Source organism: Stenotrophomonas sp. GD03877, assembly GCF_029840555.1.
GTDB lineage: Bacteria > Pseudomonadota > Gammaproteobacteria > Xanthomonadales > Xanthomonadaceae > Stenotrophomonas > Stenotrophomonas geniculata.
Map to the genome: position 1 here is coordinate 1 of NZ_JAOCCT010000023.1, position 18633 is coordinate 18633.

Annotated in this window: 21 protein-coding genes; 10 read left to right on the forward strand and 11 right to left on the reverse strand. The window is 66.0% G+C overall.

Translation table 11 applies throughout. The features are described from left to right. The first annotated feature begins 327 nt into the window (after positions 1 to 327). Genes N5D20_RS16230 through cfa form a run of 3 tightly spaced genes read left to right on the forward strand, consistent with a single transcriptional unit; the run spans position 328 to position 2684 of the window. The gene (locus N5D20_RS16230; RefSeq protein WP_006455911.1) at positions 328 to 630 is read left to right on the forward strand and encodes a GNAT family N-acetyltransferase; all 303 of its coding nucleotides are present in this window, start codon (positions 328 to 330) and stop codon (positions 628 to 630) included. A 37-nt stretch (positions 631 to 667) separates the two neighbouring features. Further along, the gene (locus N5D20_RS16235; RefSeq protein ID WP_010486767.1) at positions 668 to 1549 is read left to right on the forward strand and encodes a DUF3298 and DUF4163 domain-containing protein; all 882 of its coding nucleotides are present in this window, start codon (positions 668 to 670) and stop codon (positions 1547 to 1549) included. Between the two features lie 19 nt (positions 1550 to 1568). Then, positions 1569 to 2684, forward strand: coding sequence for a cyclopropane fatty acyl phospholipid synthase (cfa, locus tag N5D20_RS16240; protein ID WP_197578420.1), 1116 nt, complete (start codon positions 1569 to 1571; stop codon positions 2682 to 2684). 92 nt (positions 2685 to 2776) lie between these two features. Here cfa and N5D20_RS16245 read toward each other — a convergent pair whose 3' ends face one another. Beyond that, complete coding sequence (locus N5D20_RS16245; RefSeq protein ID WP_197578419.1) at positions 2777 to 4945, reverse strand: M3 family metallopeptidase; 2169 nt, start codon at positions 4943 to 4945, stop codon at positions 2777 to 2779. Positions 4946 to 5075: 130 nt separating this feature from the next. On the opposite strand from N5D20_RS16245, the gene N5D20_RS16250 reads away from it, so the two are divergent. Beyond that, positions 5076 to 5555: a glutathione peroxidase gene (locus N5D20_RS16250; protein WP_049434839.1), complete on the forward strand. Its 480-nt coding sequence runs from the start codon at positions 5076 to 5078 to the stop codon at positions 5553 to 5555. A gap of 35 nt (positions 5556 to 5590) precedes the next feature. Here the strand turns inward: N5D20_RS16250 and N5D20_RS16255 are convergent, their stop codons facing one another. From N5D20_RS16255 to N5D20_RS16275, 5 genes are all read right to left on the reverse strand, one after another. After that, the gene (locus N5D20_RS16255; RefSeq protein ID WP_230080607.1) at positions 5591 to 6148 is read right to left on the reverse strand and encodes a TlpA disulfide reductase family protein; all 558 of its coding nucleotides are present in this window, start codon (positions 6146 to 6148) and stop codon (positions 5591 to 5593) included. Between the two features lie 110 nt (positions 6149 to 6258). Then, positions 6259 to 7038, reverse strand: a complete 780-nt coding sequence (locus N5D20_RS16260) for a ferredoxin--NADP reductase (protein ID WP_049434844.1) — start codon at positions 7036 to 7038, stop codon at positions 6259 to 6261. A gap of 80 nt (positions 7039 to 7118) precedes the next feature. Further along, entirely contained in the window at positions 7119 to 8990 is a 1872-nt protein-coding gene (locus N5D20_RS16265) for an ABC transporter ATP-binding protein (protein ID WP_197578418.1), read from the reverse strand. 296 nt (positions 8991 to 9286) lie between these two features. Continuing rightward, on the reverse strand, positions 9287 to 9736 hold the full coding sequence (locus N5D20_RS16270; protein ID WP_054172155.1) for a carboxymuconolactone decarboxylase family protein: 450 nt from the start codon (positions 9734 to 9736) through the stop codon (positions 9287 to 9289). 36 nt (positions 9737 to 9772) lie between these two features. Then, the gene (locus N5D20_RS16275; protein WP_197580045.1) at positions 9773 to 10669 is read right to left on the reverse strand and encodes an RNA polymerase sigma-70 factor; all 897 of its coding nucleotides are present in this window, start codon (positions 10667 to 10669) and stop codon (positions 9773 to 9775) included. Positions 10670 to 10816: 147 nt separating this feature from the next. On the opposite strand from N5D20_RS16275, the gene N5D20_RS16280 reads away from it, so the two are divergent. The 4 genes from N5D20_RS16280 to N5D20_RS16295 all read left to right on the forward strand — a co-directional run bounded on the left by N5D20_RS16280 (position 10817) and on the right by N5D20_RS16295 (position 13952). Beyond that, positions 10817 to 12334: a fumarate hydratase gene (locus N5D20_RS16280; RefSeq protein ID WP_197580043.1), complete on the forward strand. Its 1518-nt coding sequence runs from the start codon at positions 10817 to 10819 to the stop codon at positions 12332 to 12334. A gap of 117 nt (positions 12335 to 12451) precedes the next feature. Beyond that, on the forward strand, positions 12452 to 12847 hold the full coding sequence (locus N5D20_RS16285; protein ID WP_010486790.1) for a hypothetical protein: 396 nt from the start codon (positions 12452 to 12454) through the stop codon (positions 12845 to 12847). Positions 12848 to 12922: 75 nt separating this feature from the next. After that, positions 12923 to 13258, forward strand: a complete 336-nt coding sequence (locus N5D20_RS16290) for a hypothetical protein (RefSeq protein WP_197580041.1) — start codon at positions 12923 to 12925, stop codon at positions 13256 to 13258. A 58-nt stretch (positions 13259 to 13316) separates the two neighbouring features. Next, complete coding sequence (locus N5D20_RS16295) at positions 13317 to 13952, forward strand: glutathione S-transferase family protein (RefSeq protein WP_197580039.1); 636 nt, start codon at positions 13317 to 13319, stop codon at positions 13950 to 13952. 73 nt (positions 13953 to 14025) lie between these two features. On the opposite strand, the gene arsC is transcribed toward N5D20_RS16295, so the two are convergent. The 3 genes from arsC to N5D20_RS16310 form a co-directional block, all read right to left on the reverse strand. Further along, positions 14026 to 14367: an arsenate reductase (glutaredoxin) gene (arsC, locus tag N5D20_RS16300; protein WP_043401582.1), complete on the reverse strand. Its 342-nt coding sequence runs from the start codon at positions 14365 to 14367 to the stop codon at positions 14026 to 14028. Next, positions 14367 to 15521, reverse strand: coding sequence for a phospholipase A (locus N5D20_RS16305; protein ID WP_049434855.1), 1155 nt, complete (start codon positions 15519 to 15521; stop codon positions 14367 to 14369). Before N5D20_RS16305 ends, arsC begins: the two co-directional genes overlap by 1 nt. Positions 15522 to 15640: 119 nt before the next feature. Continuing rightward, complete coding sequence (locus tag N5D20_RS16310) at positions 15641 to 16126, reverse strand: DUF456 domain-containing protein (RefSeq protein WP_159360370.1); 486 nt, start codon at positions 16124 to 16126, stop codon at positions 15641 to 15643. Positions 16127 to 16361: 235 nt separating this feature from the next. On the opposite strand from N5D20_RS16310, the gene N5D20_RS16315 reads away from it, so the two are divergent. Then, positions 16362 to 16571 (forward strand): cold-shock protein, encoded by a 210-nt coding sequence (locus N5D20_RS16315; protein WP_010486802.1) that lies wholly within the window; start codon positions 16362 to 16364, stop codon positions 16569 to 16571. A gap of 72 nt (positions 16572 to 16643) precedes the next feature. Here N5D20_RS16315 and N5D20_RS16320 read toward each other — a convergent pair whose 3' ends face one another. Together N5D20_RS16320 and N5D20_RS16325 are read right to left on the reverse strand one after the other, a co-directional pair. Beyond that, positions 16644 to 17138, reverse strand: coding sequence for a glycine zipper 2TM domain-containing protein (locus N5D20_RS16320; RefSeq protein WP_010486804.1), 495 nt, complete (start codon positions 17136 to 17138; stop codon positions 16644 to 16646). Between the two features lie 136 nt (positions 17139 to 17274). Beyond that, positions 17275 to 17709: a cytochrome c gene (locus N5D20_RS16325; protein ID WP_043401586.1), complete on the reverse strand. Its 435-nt coding sequence runs from the start codon at positions 17707 to 17709 to the stop codon at positions 17275 to 17277. Positions 17710 to 17789: 80 nt separating this feature from the next. On the opposite strand from N5D20_RS16325, the gene N5D20_RS16330 reads away from it, so the two are divergent. Beyond that, positions 17790 to 18614 carry a tRNA threonylcarbamoyladenosine dehydratase gene (locus N5D20_RS16330; protein ID WP_010486808.1) on the forward strand — a complete coding sequence of 275 codons (825 nt, stop codon included), beginning with the start codon at positions 17790 to 17792 and terminating at the stop codon, positions 18612 to 18614. The last annotated feature ends 19 nt before the right edge of the window (positions 18615 to 18633 follow it).

Genomic DNA, 18633 nt, shown 5'->3' on the forward strand with positions numbered 1-18633 from the left:
ATACTTCCTCGCCGATGCGCTGGAAATCCTGGTCTTCGGTCTGCCCTTCCACCGCCAGTTGCAGCAGGCCCTCCAGCAGGGCGCGGTCGGTATCGGAATGGGGATCGCTGGGGTGCATCGGTGCCTCCGCGGTGGTGCGCATGATCAACGGTCGCAAGGGCCGTGCCAGCCTGGCCGTACCCCTCCACAGGCGATAGCGGCCGCCGGCCCTCCAGCTTGAGGGTCGAAAACTGACGTGAACGGACTGGACTTGCCCCTGTTCAGGCTTCACGCGATCATGGCGCCCGGCTGCGCACCATCCACGCAGTCGCCGCAGGAGACAGTTCCATGGCTTCGGTCACGCCCCCCGGTCTGGCCTACGAGGTCGAACACGACTTGGCCAACCATCGCTTCACCGCCCGTGTGCGCGGACAGCTGGCGGTGCTGGATTACCAGATCAAACGCAGGCGCATGGTCATCACGCATACCGAGGTGCCCGAGCCGATCGCCGGCCGGGGCATTGCCGGTGAGCTGACCCGTGTGGCGCTGCGTTTTGCCCGTGAGCAGAAGTACAAGGTGGTGCCGGCGTGTTCCTACGCCGAGGCCTTCCTGCAGCGGCATGAGGAGTACCACGACCTGCTCGTTGGCTGAATGCCAGCGGGCCACGCTTCAGCCATGGCAGGCGATGATGTACAAACATGAACAGGGGATCCCGATGAAGATTGGAAACAACCGGCCATTGCACGGCAGCGTGCTGGCCGGCGTGGTGGGCGTGCTGTTGCTGGCCGGTTGCCAGCGTGAGAGCGAAAAGGCACCGGTGGCCGACGGGGCACCTGCCGCCGAGACCACCGCCGCAGGCGAAACGCCGGCCACGGAAGCGCCGCTGGACCTGCGCGACGTGATCGAGAACAACGAACGCGAAGTGGTGGGCATCAGCTACCCGGCCGGCATCGACCGCTACCCGGGCCTGGCACGCGCGCTGCAGGACTATGCCACCAGCGCTCGCAGCGACCTGCAGCAGGCACTGGACGGGCTGGGCAATGACAAGCCGACCATGCCCTACGAGCTGTCGCTGAGCTTCGAGAAGCTGCTGGAAACGCCACAGCTGGTGGTGGTCAGTGCCGATGGCAGCCGCTATACCGGTGGCGCCCACGGCGAGCCGCTGGTGGCGCGTTTCGTGTGGCTGCCGGCGCAGCAGCAGATGCTCAGCGCCGACAAGCTGGTGGCCGATGCCAAGGGCTGGAAGGCGATCAGTGATTTCGTTGCCGACCAGCTGCGCGAACGCGTGGCCACGCGGCTCAGCGGCGAGGACATGGACCCGGCCCAGCTGCAGGAATCGCTGCGCAACGCATCGCGCATGATCGCCGACGGTACCGGCCCGCAGGCCGACAATTTCAGCCAGTTCCAGCCGCTGACCGACGACAAGGGGCAGATCACGGCACTGCGCTTTGTTTTCCCGCCCTACCAGGTGGGTCCATACTCGGACGGCACCCAGACCGCCGATGTTCCGGCGGCGGTGCTGTTGCCGCACGTGGCCAAGGACTACGTGGAGCTGTTCGCACGCGGTTGACCGCAGTCGAGGAGGTGGCGTGGATACAGGGTTGCAGGAGCGGGTCGCCGGCCTGCTGCAGGAAGCCGGGGTCCGCATCGGCGGTACCCAGCCACAGGATATCCAGGTGCATGACCCGCGCTTCTTCGCGCGGGTCATGGGCCAAGGCTCGCTCGGCCTCGGCGAGAGCTACATGGAGGGTTGGTGGGATGCCAACGTCCTGGATGATTTCCTCGTCCACCTGATGCAGGCGCACCTGGACGAACGGGTGCACGGTTGGCGCGAAGTGGCCGATGCGCTGAAGGCGCGCCTGTTCAACCTGCAGGTGGGGCAGGGCAGCTACGAAGTCGGCCGCCGCCACTACGACCTCGGCAACGATCTCTACCAGGCCATGCTCGGCCAGCGCCTGGTCTACAGCTGTGGCTACTGGCGCAATGCCGACGATCTCGACACCGCGCAGGAAGCCAAGCTCGACCTGGTGTGCCGCAAGCTGGGGCTGCGCCCGGGCCAGCGTGTGCTGGACATCGGCTGTGGCTGGGGCGAAGCCCTGAAGTTCGCTGCCGAGCGCTACGGCGTCAGCGGCGTCGGCGTGACCATTTCGCAGGAACAGGCCGAGTTTGCCCGCGAGCTGTGCGCGGGGCTGCCGATCGAGATCCGCCTGCAGGACTACCGGGAACTGGACGAACCGTTCGATGCGATTTTCTCGATCGGCATGTTCGAGCACGTCGGCGACAAGAACTACGCCAGCTTCTTCGAAGTGGCCAAACGCTGCCTGTCGCCGCGTGGCCTGCTGCTGCTGCATACCATCGGCACCAACATCTCGCGGCATCGCACCGATCCGTGGATCGCGCGCTACATCTTCCCCAACTCGATGCTGCCGTCGGCAGTGCAGATCACCCGGGCGTTCGAAGGCCGTTTCGTGCTGGAGGACTGGCACAACTTCGGTACCGATTACGACCTGACCCTGCAGGCCTGGCGACGCAACGTGGAAGCGGCGTGGCCACGGCTGGACACGCGTTACGACGAGCATTTCCGCCGCATGTGGCGGTTCTACCTGGCCGGATCGATGGCCACCTTCCGCTGCCGGCATGCGCAGTTGTGGCAGCTGGTGCTGTCGCCGGAAGGCGTGCCGGGCGGGTACGTGGCGCCACGCTGATCTGCAAGAGCATCCACGCCATGCGTGGATGACCCAACAAAAAACCGCCCGGTTTCCCGGGCGGTTTTCGTTTCAGGCTGCCGCAGCGGCGATCAGTTGCCGGCGCCGGTCAGGCCACGCTTTTCCAGCAGCGGTTCGATCTGCGGCTCGTGGCCGGCGAAATCGCGGAACAGCTGCATGGCATCCACGCTGCCACCCTTGGACAGCAGCGTGGCGCGGAAGTGGTCGCCGTTCTTGCGGCTCAGGCCGCCGTTGTCCTTGAACCACTTCTGGGTGTTGGCGTCGAGCACTTCCGACCAGATGTAGGCGTAGTAGCCGGCCGAGTAGCCACCCATGATGTGGCTGAAGTACGGGGTCTTGTAGCGCGGCGGAACCGGCGCGTAGTAGATGCCGTCCTTCTCCAGCGCGGCGCGCTCGAAGGCCATCACGTCCTTGGCGGCCGGCACCTGGTCGGCGCCGATCTGGTGCCAGCGCTGATCAAGCATGGCTGCACCCAGGTACTCGGTGGTGGCGAAGCCCTGGTTGAACTTGGCCGCCGCCAGCACCTTGTCCAGCAGCGCCTGCGGCATCGCCGAACCGTTCTGGTAGTGCTTGGCGTAGTTCTTCAGGATGACCGGGTTGTCGGCCCACATCTCGTTCACCTGCGAGGGGAACTCGACGAAGTCACGCGGCACCGAGGTGCCCGAGAAGTACGGGTACTTCACGTTGGAGAACATGCCGTGCAGGGCGTGGCCGAACTCGTGGAAGGTGGTGTTCACCTCGTCCCAGGTCAGCAGGGTCGGCTGGCCGGCCGGCGGCTTCGGGATGTTCAGGTGGTTGGCGACCACCGGCTTGAAGCCGGTCAGCTTGGACTGCGAGACGTAGGAGTTCATCCACGCACCACCGCGCTTGGAGGCGCGTGCATACGGGTCGAAGATGAAGATCGCCAGCTGGCTGCCGTCGGCGTCGAACACGTCATAGACGGTGACGTCATCGTGGTAGACCGGCAGGTCGGTGCGCTGCTTGAAGGTCAGGCCGAATTCCTGGCCCGCGGCGTAGAACACGCCGTTCTCCAGCACGTTCTTCATTTCGAAGTACGGCTTCAGCTGCGACTCGTCGAAGTTGTACTTGGCCTGGCGCACCTTCTCGCTGTAGAAGGCCCAGTCCCACGGTTCCAGCTGGAAGGTCGGCTTGCGCGCGGCCTTCTGTTCCTTGTCGATCATCGCCTGCAGGTCGGCGGCTTCGCGCTTGGCGTTGGCCACGGCGGCCGGGGCCAGCTTGCCCAGCATCGCATTGACCGCTTCCGGGGTCTTGGCGGTCTGGTTGGTCAGGTTGTAGGCGGCGAAGTTCGGGAAGCCCATCAGCTTGGCCTTGTCGGCACGCAGCTGCATGATGCGCGAGACCAGCGCGGTGTTGTCGAACTCACCGCCACGGCTGCCACGGCTGACCGACGCTTCGTAGATCTTCTGGCGCAGGGCGCGGTTGGCCAGGTTGGTCAGCGGCGGCTGGCCGGTGGTGTTGAGCAGGGTGATCACGTACTTGCCGTCCTGGCCGCGGGCCTTGGCGGCTTCGGCAGCGGCGGCGATCTGCTCCTTGGACAGCCCGTCCAGCTCCTTGACGTCGTCGACGGTGATTGCCGAAGCGTTCACTTCCGACTGCACGTTCTGGCTGAACTTGGTGCCCAGGTTGGCCAGCTCGGCGTTCATTTCCTTCAGCTTGGCCTTGTCGGCGTCGGACAGCTTGGCGCCGGCGCGCACGTAGTTGTCGTAGTACTTCTCGACCAGGCGCACGCCTTCGGCGTCCAGGCCCAGCTGGCTGCGGGTGTCGTACAGTGCCTGGATGCGCGCGAACAGCTTGCCGTTCAGCGCGATCGCATCGCTGTGCGCGGCGAACTTCGCCGAGTAGTCGGCCTGCAGCTTCTTGCGGGTGTCGTTGGTATCGGCGCCCACCAGGCTGAAGAACACGGTGGTCGCGCGGTCGAGGATGTCACCGCTCTTTTCCAGCGCGATGATGGTGTTGTCGAAGGTCGGCTTGGCCTTGTTGTTGGCGATGGCCTCCACTTCCTTCAGCTGCTGCGCCATGCCGGCGTCGAAGGCTGGGGCGAAGTCGCTGTCCTTGATCTTGTCGAACTGCGGGAAGTGCAGCGGCAGCGGGCTTTCGGCGAAGAACGGATTGGCCTGCTGGGCTTGGGTGCTGGCAGCCGGGGTGGCGGCGCCGGCGGAGAAGGCGGGCAGGGCAAGGCCGAGGGACATGGCCACGGCAAGGGCAAGGCGAGTGGTCAAGGTAGTAGCTCCGGTAAGGCAAACAAGGGCCCGAGGGTAACCCGGTCCGGCGCGGCTGCACTTGTGTCAAAAGGCATGTTGCCGGGGCCGGGCGCGGGTACCATGCATCCACCGCCCACGGCCCGCTGCCATGACCACTGCCTACGATTTCAGCTTCCGCGACCTCGACGGCCAGCCGCAGGCCCTGGCCCGTTATCAGGGCCACCCGTTGCTGCTGGTGAACGTCGCCAGCCGCTGTGGCTTCACCCCGCAGTACACCGGGCTGGAACAGTTGTGGCAGGACTACCGTGAGCGTGGCCTGGTGGTGATCGGCTTCCCGTGCAACCAGTTCGGCGCGCAGGAGCCCGGCGACGCCGCGCAGATCCGCCAGTTCTGTTCGCTGGATTATCCGGTCAGCTTCCCGCTGTCGGAGAAGATCGAGGTCAACGGCGAGGGGGCTGATCCGTTGTGGGCCTGGCTGTCACGCGAGAAGCGCGGCCTGCTGGGCAGTGCCCGTATCAAGTGGAATTTCAGCAAGTTCCTGGTCGATCGCCAGGGGCGGGTGGTGTCGCGTCATGCGCCCACCACCAAGCCGGAGCAGCTGCGCGACGAGATCGAAGCGGTGTTGTAACACGCCCTTGTTCGCGCTGGAGGCGATGTACGGCGTCAGTGCCCCAGCGGCGCCGCCCCTGCCTCGCGGTTGCGCACCTCTTCGGGCAGTGCATCGATCACCTGTTGCATGATCTGCGGCAGGCTGGCCTCGCTGTAGCCGCGGTGGGCATGGGCGATGGTGCCGTCGCGGCCGACGATGAACATGTGGGGTACTGCGACGATGCCGAATTGCTCGGCCAGCGCGCCGCTGGGATCATGCAGGTACTCCAGCTTCGGCCAGTCGCGCTGACGGATCAGACGGCTGACTTCCAGTCGGGGTTCGCCCCAGTTGACCGCGTAGACCTTCAACGCGTCCTCGCCGACCACCTGTTGCAGATGGGCCAGGATCGGAAGTTCCTTGCGGCAGGGGCCGCACCAGGAGGCCCAGAAGGTCACGATCACGACCTTGCCGCGCTGCTCGGCCAGATTGACCGGATTGCCCTTGCGGTCGCTGCCCAGTGCCTGCGGCGGCACGTCGCCACGGGCGGGCGGCGCAGCCCACGCCGGAGCCGCCGCCAGCAGAAGACCGGCAATCGCCCACGCCCGCATCCGGTGCGGGATCCATGTGTCCATCATCCGTGTATTCCCCAGGAGGGCCATCGGCCCGTGTGTGGCGGACCATGCCGGCAATGCGCAGGGCATGCAACAGGTCGGGTGCAGAGGCGGGGGCGGTGCCCCGCGCTTTACTTCTCGACGAACGCGCGCTCGAACACGTAGTGGCCCGGCTGGCCGATGCGCGGCGAGACTTGGAAGCCACGCGCGTCGAGCACGGTGCGCAGGTCGGCCAGCATCTGCGGGCTGCCGCAGATCATCGCGCGGTCGTTTTCCGGGCTCAGCTCCGGCAGGCCGAGGGTGCGCTGCATCTCGCCGCTCTCCATCAGCTGGGTCAGGCGGCCCTGGTTGGCGAACGGTTCACGGGTGACGGCCGGGTAGTACAGCAGCTTGTCGCCGATCATCTCGCCCAGGAACTCATGCTCACGCAGTTCCTTCTCGAAGTAATCGCGGTAGGCCAGGTCCTTTTCGTAGCGCACGCCGTGGCAGAGGATCACCTTCTCGAAGCGCTCGTAGGTTTCCGGGTCCTTGATCACCGACAGCCACGGTGCCATGCCGGTGCCGGTGCCCAGCAGATACAGGTTCTTGCCCGGGTGCAGATCGCTGATCAGCAGGGTGCCGGTGGGTTTCTTGCCAACCAGCACCTTGTCGCCCGGCTTGATGTGCTGCAGGCGCGAGGTCAGCGGGCCGTCCTGCACCTTGATGCTGAAGAACTCCAGATGCTCTTCCCAGTTGGCGCTGGCGATGGAATAGGCGCGCAGCAACGGCCGCGCCTCGGTTTCCAGGCCGATCATCACAAACTGGCCGTTCTCGAAGCGGAAGCCGCTGTCGCGGGTGAGGGTGAAGCTGAAGTAGGCGTCGGTCCAGTGACGGACCTCAAGCACCGTTTCGGCGCCGAAAGCGGAGGACATGGGCGTATCTATCGAAAGTCGTCGGGGGTGATTCTATCTCAAATGAGACAGGTTCTCATTAGGCGGAACGAGAGGCGTTCTCAGCGGTAACCCGCTGCCTGCAGCTCGAACAGCTCGGCGTACCGCCCTCCCTGGGCCATCAGCTGCTCATGGGTGCCGCTGGCCTCGATCCGGCCATCGGCCAGCACCAGGATGCGATCGGCCATGCGTACCGAGGAAAAACGGTGGGAAATCAATACTGCGGTGCGATTATCCGCCAGTTCCCTGAACCGCTGGAACACTTCAAACTCACTTCGGGCATCCAGCGCTGCGGTTGGCTCATCCAGGATCATCACCTGCGCATTGCGCATCCACGCGCGGGCAATGGCGATCTTCTGCCATTGGCCACCAGACAGGTCCACGCCCTGCTTGAAGCGGCGGCCGATCAGCTGGTCGTAGCCGCCGGGCAGGTCGTCGATCACTTCCTCGGCCATGCCTCGCCGCGCGGCATCGGCGATGCGTGCCTGGTCATCCATCGCCTCGACCTGACCGACGCCGATGTTCTCGCCGGCGCTGAGGTTGTAGCGCACGAAGTCCTGGAAGATCACCCCGAGGTTGGCGCGCAGGTCGTCCAGATCGTAGTCGCGCAGGTCGCGGCCATCGAGCAGGATGCGGCCCTCGTCCGGTTCGTACAGCCGCGCCAGCAGTTTCACCAGGGTGGTCTTGCCCGCTCCGTTCTCGCCGACCAGTGCCAGCACTTCACCGGCGTGCAGCTGGAAATCCAGATGGCGCACCGCCCATTGCTCGGCATCGGGATAGCGGAAGCCGACGTTCTCGAACACGAAGCCCTGGCGGATCGGCTGCGGCACGCGCACCGCACCTTCACGCGAGTGGATTTCCGGCTGGATCTGGAAGAACGAGAACAGGTCATCCAGATACAGCGCCTGGCTGGCCACCTGCGAGAATCCGATCAGCAGGCCTTCCAGCAGCTGGCGCAGGCGCAGGAAGCTGCCGGCGAGGAAGGTCAGGTCGCCGATCGAAAAGTCGCCGCGCACCGTGCGCCAGGCGATATAGGCGTAGGCGGTGTAATACCCCAGCGTGCCCAGCGCGGCCAGCAGCGTGCCCCAGAACGCGCGGCGCCGTGCAAGCGCCCGGTTGGCCTGGAACAGCGCCACCGACAGGCGTCGGTAACGCTCTACCAGGAAGCGGTGCAGGTTGTAGATCTTCACTTCCTTGGCCGTTTCCACGCTGGCACCGAGCTGGCGCAGGTAGTCGAGCTGGCGGCGCTCAGGCGTCCATTGGAAGTTGAGGCTGTAGCCGGCCGCATTGAAGTGCGATTCGCCGATGAAGGCCGGCACCAGTGCCAGCGCCAGCAGCAGGATCAGCCACGGCGCGTACACCAGCAGGCCGACGGCGAGGCTGGCCACGGTGATCGCGTCCTGCACCTGGCCGAACAGCTGGCTCATCAGGTTCATCCGGCCCATGGTCTGGCGCCGCGCGCGGTCCAGCTTGTCCTGCAGGTCCGGATCCTCGAAGTCCTCCAGATCCAGCGTTGCCGCGTGTTCCATCAGGCGGATGCTGGTGACGTTGGCGAACAGCTCCGAGAGCAGGGCATCGGCGTAGCTGACCAGGCGGCCGAGCAGGTCCGAGCCGATGGCCAGGCCGAATTCCAGCGCCAGCAGGACCAGCAGTGGGTTGAGCAGACCACTGGACAGCGCTTCGCCCAGCGGCGGGAAGCCGGCATCGTGCTGGCTCAGGTGCAGGGCGCTGTCGATGATCAGCTTGCCGACGTAGAGCATCGCCACCGGCAGCAGCGCACGGATCAGGCGCAGCCCAAGGCTGGCCAGGGTAAGCGCGGGGCTGGTCTTCCAGACCATGCGCAGGAACGGCGGCAGGTTGCGCATGGCCCTGAAGCGCTGGCGCAGGCTGGGTTTCTTCGCGGCGGCAGCGCCAGCGGTGGGGGAAGCAGGCATGCCCGTATTGTGCGCGCCTGATACGTGCAGAGGGGGTCAGTGCAGCCGTGTCGCCGGCACCGGGGGGCAGCATCGGGGTCAGATCCCTTTGCCACGCAAAGGGATCTGACCCCATCACTCTGGATCGGGCCAGAGCCCTTCGCGGAGCGAAGGGATCCGATCCTCCCGCATCCAATCCTCCCGCATCCACGCACGGCGTGGACCCACCCCGCCAACCCACAGTAGAGCCGGCTTTTGATGTTGCTCTGGTTATTGCCTCTGCGGGTGCCGGGCGGCAGCCCGGCCGGACCCTCCTTTTAGGGCAGCGGCGGCAGCAGGCCCGCACCCAGCCGGTTCCAGGCGTTGATCACCGCAATGCCCATGCTCAGGTCACTGATGCCCTTCTCGTCGAAGTGCGGTGCCAACGCATCGAACGCCGCCTGCGACGGCGCACCGTCGGTCAGCCGGGTCAGTGCCTCGGCCCAGCCCAGCGCCGCGCGTTCGCGGGCATCGAAGAAGCGGCTTTCGTGCCAGGCGGGCAGGGTGTCCAGCTTGCGTGGCTCGATGCCGCCCTTGCGCAGCGTGGTGGCGTGCATGTCCATGCAGTAGCCGCAGCCATTGAGCTGGGAAACACGCAGGAACAGCAGCTCCATCAACGTCGGGTCGATCGAGCTTTCGTGCACCGCCTTGCTGGTGGCCAGCAGGCCCTTGAAGGCCTCGGCGGCCAGGCGGGTGTAGGGGACGCGGGGAGAGGTGTGGTCGGACATTTTCGGCTCCACGGCGGCCACGATGGCCGCCTTTCATTACAAGGACGCCGTGCCGTCACCGCGCGTGACAACGACCGGCAACTTTTCCGGATTCAGCACGCTGTACACATTGGCGATGCGGCCATCGACCACTTCGATGGTGGTGACCGAGTGCAGCCGATCGCCATGGAAGCGCAGGATCGCCGGTTCGCCGTTGACGTAACCCAGCTGCGCCGGGTGCGCGGCACCACGGCGGGCGATCGCCCAGAACAGGCGGCCGATGCGCTCGGCGCCAAGCAGCGGGCGGATTGCTGCGGTAACCACGCCGCCACCGTCGGAGACCAGCTGCGCGTTGGCGTGCAGCAGGGCCTGGATCGCCTCGCTGTCGCCGCGCTGCGAGGCATCCATGAAGCGCGCCAGCAGCTGCCGGTGCTGGCTGGCATCGGCGTTGAAGCGCGGTCGTCCGGCCTGCAACCGCTGCCGGGCGCGATGCACCAGTTGCCGGCAGTTGGCCTCGCTGTGGCCGATCAGGTCGGCGATTTCGCGGTAGTCGTGGTCGAACGCCTCCTTCAGCAGAAAGGCGGCGCGTTCCTCGGGGCCGAGCCGTTCGAGCAGGGTCAGGAAGGCGACCGAGACGTCGTCGGCCAGCGCATGCAGCTGGGCAGGGCCGGGTGCTGGGTCGGGCTCCAAGGTGACCGCAAACGGCTCGGCCAGCCACGGGCCGACGTAGTGGACGCGCTCGCGCTTGGCCGCGCGCAGCCGGTCCAGGCCGAGCCGGGTGGTGGTGGTGACCAGCCAGGCTTCAGGGTCGCGGACGGCCGCCGGATCGGCGCCGGACCAGCGCAGCCAGGCATCCTGGACCACGTCTTCGGCATCGGCGCGGCTGCCGAGCAGGCGGTAGGCCAGGGCCATCAGGCGCGGGCGGTGGGTCTGGAAAGCGGTTTCGGCGTTCATTTGGGCAAGGACGCCGCAGCGGTGCGTGGCGTGACAGAGGGCTTGCGCGGATATTGCCGGCCGGCAGCCGGCACTACCACCCCGCGGCCGGGGGAGGGGGTAAAATGGGCGGATTACCCCCGCCAGCCTCGAGCAAGCGAGCAAGACGTGACATCGATCAAGCAGGAAGACCTCATCCAGTCCATCGCCGACGCGCTGCAGTACATCTCGTACTACCACCCGGTCGACTACATCAAGAACCTTGCCGCCGCCTACGAGCGCGAGGAGTCGCCGGCCGCGAAGGAAGCGATGGCCCAGATCCTGATCAATTCGCGGATGTGCGCCGAAGGCCACCGCCCGATCTGCCAGGACACCGGCATCGTCACCGTGTTCCTGGAAATCGGCATGGACGTGCGTTGGGATGACGCCACCATGGGCGTGGAAGACATGGCCAATGAAGGCGTTCGCCGCGCCTACATGCACCCGGACAACAAGCTGCGCGCCTCGGTGCTGGCTGATCCGGCCGGCAAGCGGATCAATACCAAGGACAACACCCCGGGCGTGGTCAACGTCAAGGTGGTGCCGGGCAACACGGTCGACGTGATCGTCGCCGCCAAGGGCGGTGGCTCGGAAGCCAAGACCAAGTTCGCCATGCTCAACCCGTCCGACTCGATCGTCGACTGGGTGCTGAAGACCGTGCCGACCATGGGCGCCGGCTGGTGCCCGCCGGGCATGCTCGGCATCGGCATCGGTGGCACCGCCGAGAAGGCGATGCTGCTGGCCAAGGAGGCGCTGATGGAACCGATCGACATCACCGAGCTGCAGGCCCGTGGTGCCTCCAACCGCATCGAGGAGCTGCGCCTGGAGTTGTATGAGAAGGTCAATGCGCTGGGCATCGGCGCGCAGGGCCTGGGCGGCCTGACCACTGTGCTGGACATCAAGATCAACGACTATCCGACCCATGCGGCCAACCTGCCGGTGGCGATGATCCCGAACTGCGCGGCCACCCGCCACGCGCACTTCACCCTGGACGGCAGCGGCCCGGTGATGCTGGACCCGCCGTCGCTGGAAGACTGGCCGAAGCTGACCTATGACGCGTCCAAGGGCACCCGGGTGGACCTGGACACGATCACGCCGGAGGACGTGGCCAGCTGGAAGCCGGGCCAGACCCTGCTGCTCAACGGCAAGCTGCTGACCGGCCGTGACGCCGCGCACAAGCGCATGGTCGACATGCTCAACAAGGGCGAGGAACTGCCGGTCGACCTGAAGGGGCGTTTCATCTACTACGTGGGCCCGGTCGATCCGGTGCGCGACGAAGTGGTGGGCCCGGCCGGCCCGACCACGGCGACCCGCATGGACAAGTTCACCGAGCAGGTGCTGGCGCAGACCGGCCTGCTGGGTATGGTCGGCAAGGCCGAGCGCGGCCCGGCCGCCATCGAGGCGATCAAGAAGCACAAGTCGGCCTACCTGATGGCGGTCGGCGGTTCGGCCTACCTCGTGTCCAAGGCGATCAAGGCGGCCAAGGTGGTCGGTTTCGCTGACCTGGGCATGGAAGCGATCTACGAGTTCACCGTGCAGGACATGCCGGTGACCGTGGCAGTGGATTCCACTGGCGAATCGGTACACAAGACCGGACCGCGCGAATGGCAGGCCCGCATCGGCAAGATTCCGGTGGTGGTGGAGTAAGTCTTCCGCTTCCGTTTCAGGCAACGGCGCCCGCGTGGCGCCGTTGTTGTGTGCAGCCTGCCCGCGCGCTGCCTGCTCTGCCAACGTACTGGCCGGCGTACTGGAAGGGAGTCCATCGTGCTGCAGTGGTCGCGTGTTTTCGTGTTGCTGGTCGCTACGCTGGCGTGCAGCGCCTGCGGGCCACGTTATTTCGTCGAGCCACCCACCCACGAAGCGGGGAAGATCTGCGCGTCGGTCTGCGAGAGCCAGAAGGCGACGTGCGACTTCCACAACCGCGCCCGTGCCGAATCGGATCAGCGGAGCTGCGAAAGCGAGAAGAGCCGGATCATCAGCCGTTGCAGTGGTATCGCCGACGACAAGCAGCGGCACAACTGCGAAGGGGGCAACGGTGCCGGCAACTACTGCGGTCCCCCGGCGCTTCCTTCATGCAGTGCCCCGTACGCCCAGTGCCTGCTCTCCTGCGGCGGTACCGTGAATGACGTCCGCACCGACACTGGTATTCCCGTGTACTGATCGCGGCACGCGTAGGTGCCTGCACGAGTAACCGTAGTCTGCTAGGGTCGGCACTCCCCTGCACTGGATGTGCCCATGCGCCTGCATCGATCCGCCGCGGCTGTGTTCCTGCTGGTCCTGGCCGGCTGCAGCACAACGTCATCCTATGAAGGTGCGGATTTCTCCGCCTCCTCGCAGTGCCGCATGCAGTGCCAGGCCGACTATCGCAGCTGCATGGCGCGGGGCAGCACCGGCAACAGTGCCTTCAGCTGCGAGCAGCAGGTGGTGCCCGCGCCGGACAAGCGCTGCAAGGATGTCGCCAACCCCGAACTGCGCCGTGCCTGCGAACTGAAGGCGCATGACTGCACGATGCGCGCGCCGATGATGTCCTGTGGCGAACGCCGGGATTCCTGCATGAGCAGCTGCGGCTGAGCAACGATCGCGCGCGCGGGCGCATAATCGGCGGATCCACCTGCACAGGATCTTCCGCATGAGCACCACGCTGTATGGTTCGACCAGTACCGCCGCCCTCGTGGTGCATTGGCTGTTGATCGAGCTGGGCATCGAGCACGAACTGGTGCTGCTGGATTTCGACGCGCGCGAGCACAAGTCGGCGGAGTACCTGGCGCTGAATCCGGCCGGTGTGGTGCCGACGCTGCTGATCGATGGCTTGGTACTGACCGAAGCGGCGGCCATTGCGTTGTACCTGGCTGATCGCCATCCGGACGCCAACCTGCTGCCCCCGGTGGGTACGCCACAGCGTGCCGATGCCTACCGGTGGATGTTCTGGTGTGCCAATACGCTGCAGCCCGCCTATCGCGCCTGGTTCTACCCGCATGAAATGGCGGGGGAGGCGAATATCGAGGCGAGCCGCGAGATGGCCCGTCAGCGCCTTGAAGCCGCCTGGCAGCATGTCGCCACGCACCTGCAGGTGCATGGTCCCTACCTGCTGGGCGCCACGCCCTGCGTGGTCGATTACATGCTGGTGATGCTGATGCGCTGGTCGCGCAACATGCCGAAGCCCAGCGACACCTGGCCGGTGCTGAAGGCGCATGCCACGTCGATGAAGGCGCGCCCGGCGTTTGCCGAGGTGTATCGCCTCGAGGGCATCACCGACTGGCGATAACCGAAAAAGGGGACGGAGGGAATTAAGTCGTTTGTGCACAAACGACTTAATTCCCTCCGTCCCCTTTTTCGGGCTAGAGGATCTCCAGCACCGTTTCCGGCGGGCGGCACAGCCGTGTGCCCTTGGGCGTGCGCACCACGGGGCGGTTGATCAGGCGCGGGTGTTCGGCCATTGAGGCCAGCAGCGTGGCCTCGTCCGCATCTTCCAGGCCCAGTTCGGCGAACTGCGCTTCCTTGCTGCGCACCAGATCACGCGCGTCCAGCCCGGATTCGGCCAGCACCTGGCGCAGCGCGGCCACGTCCGGCGGGTTGCCCAGATACTCGATCACCACTGGATCGAAGCCCGCATCGCGGATCAGCTTCAGTGCGCCGCGCGAGTTGCTGCAGGCCGGGTTGTGCCAGATCGTCACGTCCATCAGAACCACTCCAGCAGCGACACGCCCACACCCACGTAGGTGGCTTTGTGGTTGTAGTCGATCAGGCTTTCGCCATAGCCATCGAAGACCTGCACATGGCCGCGCAGCAGGTTGCTGATCGGGAAGCCGTAATCCAGCTGCAGGGCGCCGTGCGAGCGGCTGCCGGTACGCAGCGAATGACGCGCCATCAGCGAGACTTCATGGCCGTTGCGGTTCCAGGTCAGGGTCGCGTCACCGCGGCCCATGTAGTCCTCGATGTCCGGATTGTTGTCGTCGCTGCGGGTCTCGGGAATGCGGTACCACGGACGCAGCACCAGTGCCCAGTTCTCACGGTCCAGGCCGATGTTGAGCATCACCCGGTTCCAGCTGCGCGACAGCGGATCAGCGCGGCCGTTGGACTGATGGTTCAGTGCGATGCCGGTCATGCGCCCGCGCCAGCCACCGATCGAGTAGCCGTTGCGGAATACCATCATCACTTCCGGCTCGTAATTGGTTTCGCGGAACGGGCGCGAATCCTCGCCGTTGTAGGCCTGCCAGCGCGAGCTCTGGGTGTAGCCGGCCCAGATATCGCCGTTGTCGCCGAACAGGTTCTCGGCGATCTTGGTCTTGAAGCTGATCTGGAACTTCAGTTCGGCACTGTCGAGCACCTGCGGGGTGGTGACCGTGTTGGCCGGGTTCGGCGAATGCGGCGTGGTGTTGCGGTCGCTGGTCCAGAACGCCGGCAGCAGGTATACCGGCTTGTAGGCACGCAGCTGGAACGGGCCCAGCTTGGAGTCCTCGGCCAGCTCCCAGCGGCTGTCCAGCAGCGAACCGCGTCCGGCGTTGGCCAGCGCGCTGTCCGGTGCTGCCGGACGGAACAGGTCGCTGACCCGTTCGCGCAGTTTCTCTTCGCCCTGGCTCACGCGTGCGGTCTGGCGCTCTTCGCGACGGGCCTGCGCGGCCGCCTCGGCAGCGGCGTCGGCAGCCGCCGTGGCCTGCGGGGTGTGCGCGAACAGGCGGTCATAGCAGGCCAGGCGCGCGGCGTCGGTGGTGATGGCGGCACACGCCGCCGGCGAAGTGTCGGTGCTGGGCACGAATTCCTGCGCGGCCAGCGGCGCACTGGCCAGGGCCAGCGCCAGCGGAGCGAGGCGGGGAAGCAGCGGGGGGAGGGTCATTCCAGCAGGCCCTTCGGTGAATACGGGAATCGCATAGTGTGGCGGCTGTACCGGATCGCGGCCAGCCCCTACGGTTTATGCACGGCCACTGCGTGCGTGTAGCGTGAAGGCTGCACCGGTCACAGGAACCAGGCGAAGGCGAACAGCCCCAGCATCGCGATCACCACCGCCAGCTTCAGCGCCAGGCCGAGCAGGATGCCGAGCCAGGTGGCCAGGCCGACCTTGGTCGAGCGGCCCAGCTCGCGGGTGTGCCAGTACTCGCCGAGCAGGGCGCCGATCAACGGGCCGGCGAACAGGCCGATCGGCATGAAGAACAGGCCGACGATGCTGCCGAGGAACGTGCCCCATAGCGCCTTCCGGCTGGCGCCCACCCGTTGTGCGCCCACCACTGTGGCCAGCACGTCCGCCAGCAGCGAGAGCACGGTCAGTACACCCAGTGCGACCAGGGTTGGCCAGCCCACATGGGCGAAGCCGTCGGCCCAGGCCGCCAGCAGCAGTCCGATGAATACCAGCGGGATGCCGGGGAGGGCTGGCAGGATGATCCCGGCGACGCCGACGAGGACAAAAATGACCGCTAGCAGATATAAGATGAATGAGAGTCCCATGCTGTCCCGTATGGTGGCCGTTTTGGGGTTGACAGTGAAAGATTTTGCCAGTTGCTTTTTCGTTTTGGGCGGGTTAAGTTGCAGTCGCTGAGCTTGGCAAGGTCACCGTGGATCGTGGCCTGATGAAGCAAGATCTTCCCGATCCGCTGCATCGATGCACCTCGCTTCCCCCTTGCTTGTCAGCCGCCCACCAGGCGTTTCCAACAACAAGAGAGAGTCAAAGGGAGTTAGTGAGATGGCTGATCGCGAGACCGGTACCGTAAAGTGGTTCAATGATGCGAAGGGCTTCGGCTTCATCAGCCGGCAGAATGGCGAGGACGTGTTCGTGCACTTCCGCGCCATCGAGACCCAGGGCTTCAAGAGCCTCAAGGAAGGCCAGACTGTGAGCTTCGAAGTCGTGCAGGGCCAGAAGGGTCTGCAGGCTGACAAGGTGCAGCCGGTGTAATGCCCGCCGCCTGTCGGCATGAAAAAGGCCCGCGCAAGCGGGCCTTTTTCGTTGCGCATGGCCCGGTGCGGGTCAGCGCAGGATGACCTTGCCGTTGACCACGCGCACGTAGGTGTTTTCGCGGATGCCGCCGAGGTCACGCTGGTTGACCACGATGGTGCGGCCATCGTCCATGCGCACGCTGATGTCGTAGGTGTCGCTGGTCACGTTCTTCTGGATCTGGTTGCCGGCCAGCGCGCCACCGACTGCGCCCGCAGCGGCGGCGATGTTCTTGTTGCCACGGCTGCCACCGGTGTGGTCGGAGATCTCGTGGCCGGCCACGGCGCCGACGATGCCGCCCAGGATCGCGCCGGTCGCGCTGGGGGCGGTACGGCCGGACTGCACGGTATTGATGCGGGTGACGATGCCGCAGTCAGCGCAGCGGCCCTGGTTGTAACCGCCGTTGTTGCCGTAGCCGCCATTGTTGTAGCCGTTGTTGTAACCACCACCGCCGTAGCCAGGCGAGGTGGCACAGCCTGCCAGGGCGAGGGTAGCGATGGCGCTGGCGGCAATGAGCTGGATCTTCATGGGGCGTCTCCTGGCCGTGAAGGCGGGTGTCTGGGGTGGTACTGCGTCATGCAGCAGGGTGGACGAATCGTCTCCTTTCGAACGTGAACGACGCGCCAACCGTGTGTGCCTTGCCCGGCTGCAGGATGAATGCGGCTCAGCGGAAGTCCTGGTGGCAGGCGCGGCAGTCGGCCTGCACGGTTTCCACCACTTGGGCGAGGGCCGTGCAGTCGCTGGGCGGCGCGGCCAGGGCGGCGTTGAGGTTGCCACGCAGCTGGCTGGCGTGCTGCTGGAACTGCGCGTTGTCCTTCAGCCCGGGAAAGGCCAGATCGAGGTCGTTGGACAGCAGGCGCAGGGCCTGCAGGCGCGGCACGCTGTCGGCCAGGCTGCAGCGGTTCTGCTGCTGGGCCTGCTGCAGCAGCTGCGATTGCCGTTGCATCACCTGCATCAGACTGTCCGGGAACGGGTCGCGGCGCGCCTGCAGGGCGCGGCCCACCATCACCGTGGCGATCAGGCCGATCAACAGTCCCAGGCCGAGCACGAACAGATAGCGGTAGGCGGTGGACGGACGGCGGGGTGGGCTGGCGTTCATGGCGGGCTCTCCGGGCGTGCAACGGTGGGTTCGATGCCGGCGCGCTGCAGGCGCTGGCGCCTGCACGTTAAAATAGCGGGATGAATGAACAGGTCAAACAACGCTTCGCCGGCATCGAACGGCTGTATGGCGTGGGTGCGCTTGAGCGCCTGCAGGGTAGCCGCGTGGCGGTGGTGGGCATGGGCGGCGTCGGCTCATGGGTGGTGGAAGCGCTGGCCCGCTCGGCGGTCGGCCACCTGACCCTGATCGATGCCGATGACATCTGCGTCTCCAACACCAACCGGCAGTTGCCGGCGATGGAAGGCAACTACGGCCGCAACAAGGCCGAGGCGATGGCCGAGCGCTGCCGCGCGATCAATCCGGACATCGAGGTCGATGCCGTGCAGGCGTTCCTGACCGTGTCGAACATGGCGGAGCTGCTGGACCGTGGCTTCGATCTGGTGATCGATGCCTGCGACAGCTTCCGGGTCAAGGTCGAGACGATTGCCTGGTGCCGTCGCCGCAAGCTGCCGCTGCTGACCGTCGGTGCCGCCGGTGGCCGTACCGATCCGACCCTGGTGCGCATCCGCGACGTCTCGCGCACCGAGCACGACGCCATGCTGGCGCTGATCCGCAAGAAGCTGCGCAGCGAGTTCAATTTCCCGAAGAACGCCAAGCGCTATTTCGGTGTGCCGGCAGTGTATTCGCTGGAGAACGTGAAGTATCCGCAGGCTGATGGCAGCGTCTGTGGCATCCGCCCGAACCTTGGCGCCGATGCGGCGTTGAAGCTGGACTGCGGCGCCGGCCTGGGTGCGGCGACCCATATCACTGGCGCGTTCGCGTTCGCGGCGGTGGGCAAGGCGCTGGAAATGCTGCTGGAGCCGAAGAAAGTGAAGGCCGAAGCGGTAGAGGCCAGCGAGGTGTGATGGATCGTGCCGGCCAGCG

Excerpts from the sequence above, each read along its gene's own strand:
- N5D20_RS16330 (WP_010486808.1), top strand. The coding sequence starts at position 17,790 with ATGAATGAACAGGTCAAACAACGCTTCGCCGGCATCGAACGGCTGTAT.
- N5D20_RS16275 (WP_197580045.1), bottom strand. The coding sequence starts at position 10,669 with ATGAACGCCGAAACCGCTTTCCAGACCCACCGCCCGCGCCTGATGGCC.
- N5D20_RS16315 (WP_010486802.1), top strand. The coding sequence starts at position 16,362 with ATGGCTGATCGCGAGACCGGTACCGTAAAGTGGTTCAATGATGCGAAG.
- N5D20_RS16305 (WP_049434855.1), bottom strand. The coding sequence starts at position 15,521 with ATGACCCTCCCCCCGCTGCTTCCCCGCCTCGCTCCGCTGGCGCTGGCC.
- arsC (WP_043401582.1), bottom strand. The coding sequence starts at position 14,367 with ATGGACGTGACGATCTGGCACAACCCGGCCTGCAGCAACTCGCGCGGC.
- N5D20_RS16265 (WP_197578418.1), bottom strand. The coding sequence starts at position 8,990 with ATGCCTGCTTCCCCCACCGCTGGCGCTGCCGCCGCGAAGAAACCCAGC.
- N5D20_RS16250 (WP_049434839.1), top strand. The coding sequence starts at position 5,076 with ATGACCACTGCCTACGATTTCAGCTTCCGCGACCTCGACGGCCAGCCG.
- N5D20_RS16230 (WP_006455911.1), top strand. The coding sequence starts at position 328 with ATGGCTTCGGTCACGCCCCCCGGTCTGGCCTACGAGGTCGAACACGAC.
- N5D20_RS16235 (WP_010486767.1), top strand. The coding sequence starts at position 668 with ATGTACAAACATGAACAGGGGATCCCGATGAAGATTGGAAACAACCGG.
- N5D20_RS16325 (WP_043401586.1), bottom strand. The coding sequence starts at position 17,709 with ATGAACGCCAGCCCACCCCGCCGTCCGTCCACCGCCTACCGCTATCTG.
- N5D20_RS16270 (WP_054172155.1), bottom strand. The coding sequence starts at position 9,736 with ATGTCCGACCACACCTCTCCCCGCGTCCCCTACACCCGCCTGGCCGCC.
- N5D20_RS16310 (WP_159360370.1), bottom strand. The coding sequence starts at position 16,126 with ATGGGACTCTCATTCATCTTATATCTGCTAGCGGTCATTTTTGTCCTC.
- N5D20_RS16255 (WP_230080607.1), bottom strand. The coding sequence starts at position 6,148 with ATGGACACATGGATCCCGCACCGGATGCGGGCGTGGGCGATTGCCGGT.
- N5D20_RS16260 (WP_049434844.1), bottom strand. The coding sequence starts at position 7,038 with ATGTCCTCCGCTTTCGGCGCCGAAACGGTGCTTGAGGTCCGTCACTGG.
- N5D20_RS16295 (WP_197580039.1), top strand. The coding sequence starts at position 13,317 with ATGAGCACCACGCTGTATGGTTCGACCAGTACCGCCGCCCTCGTGGTG.
- N5D20_RS16290 (WP_197580041.1), top strand. The coding sequence starts at position 12,923 with ATGCGCCTGCATCGATCCGCCGCGGCTGTGTTCCTGCTGGTCCTGGCC.
- N5D20_RS16320 (WP_010486804.1), bottom strand. The coding sequence starts at position 17,138 with ATGAAGATCCAGCTCATTGCCGCCAGCGCCATCGCTACCCTCGCCCTG.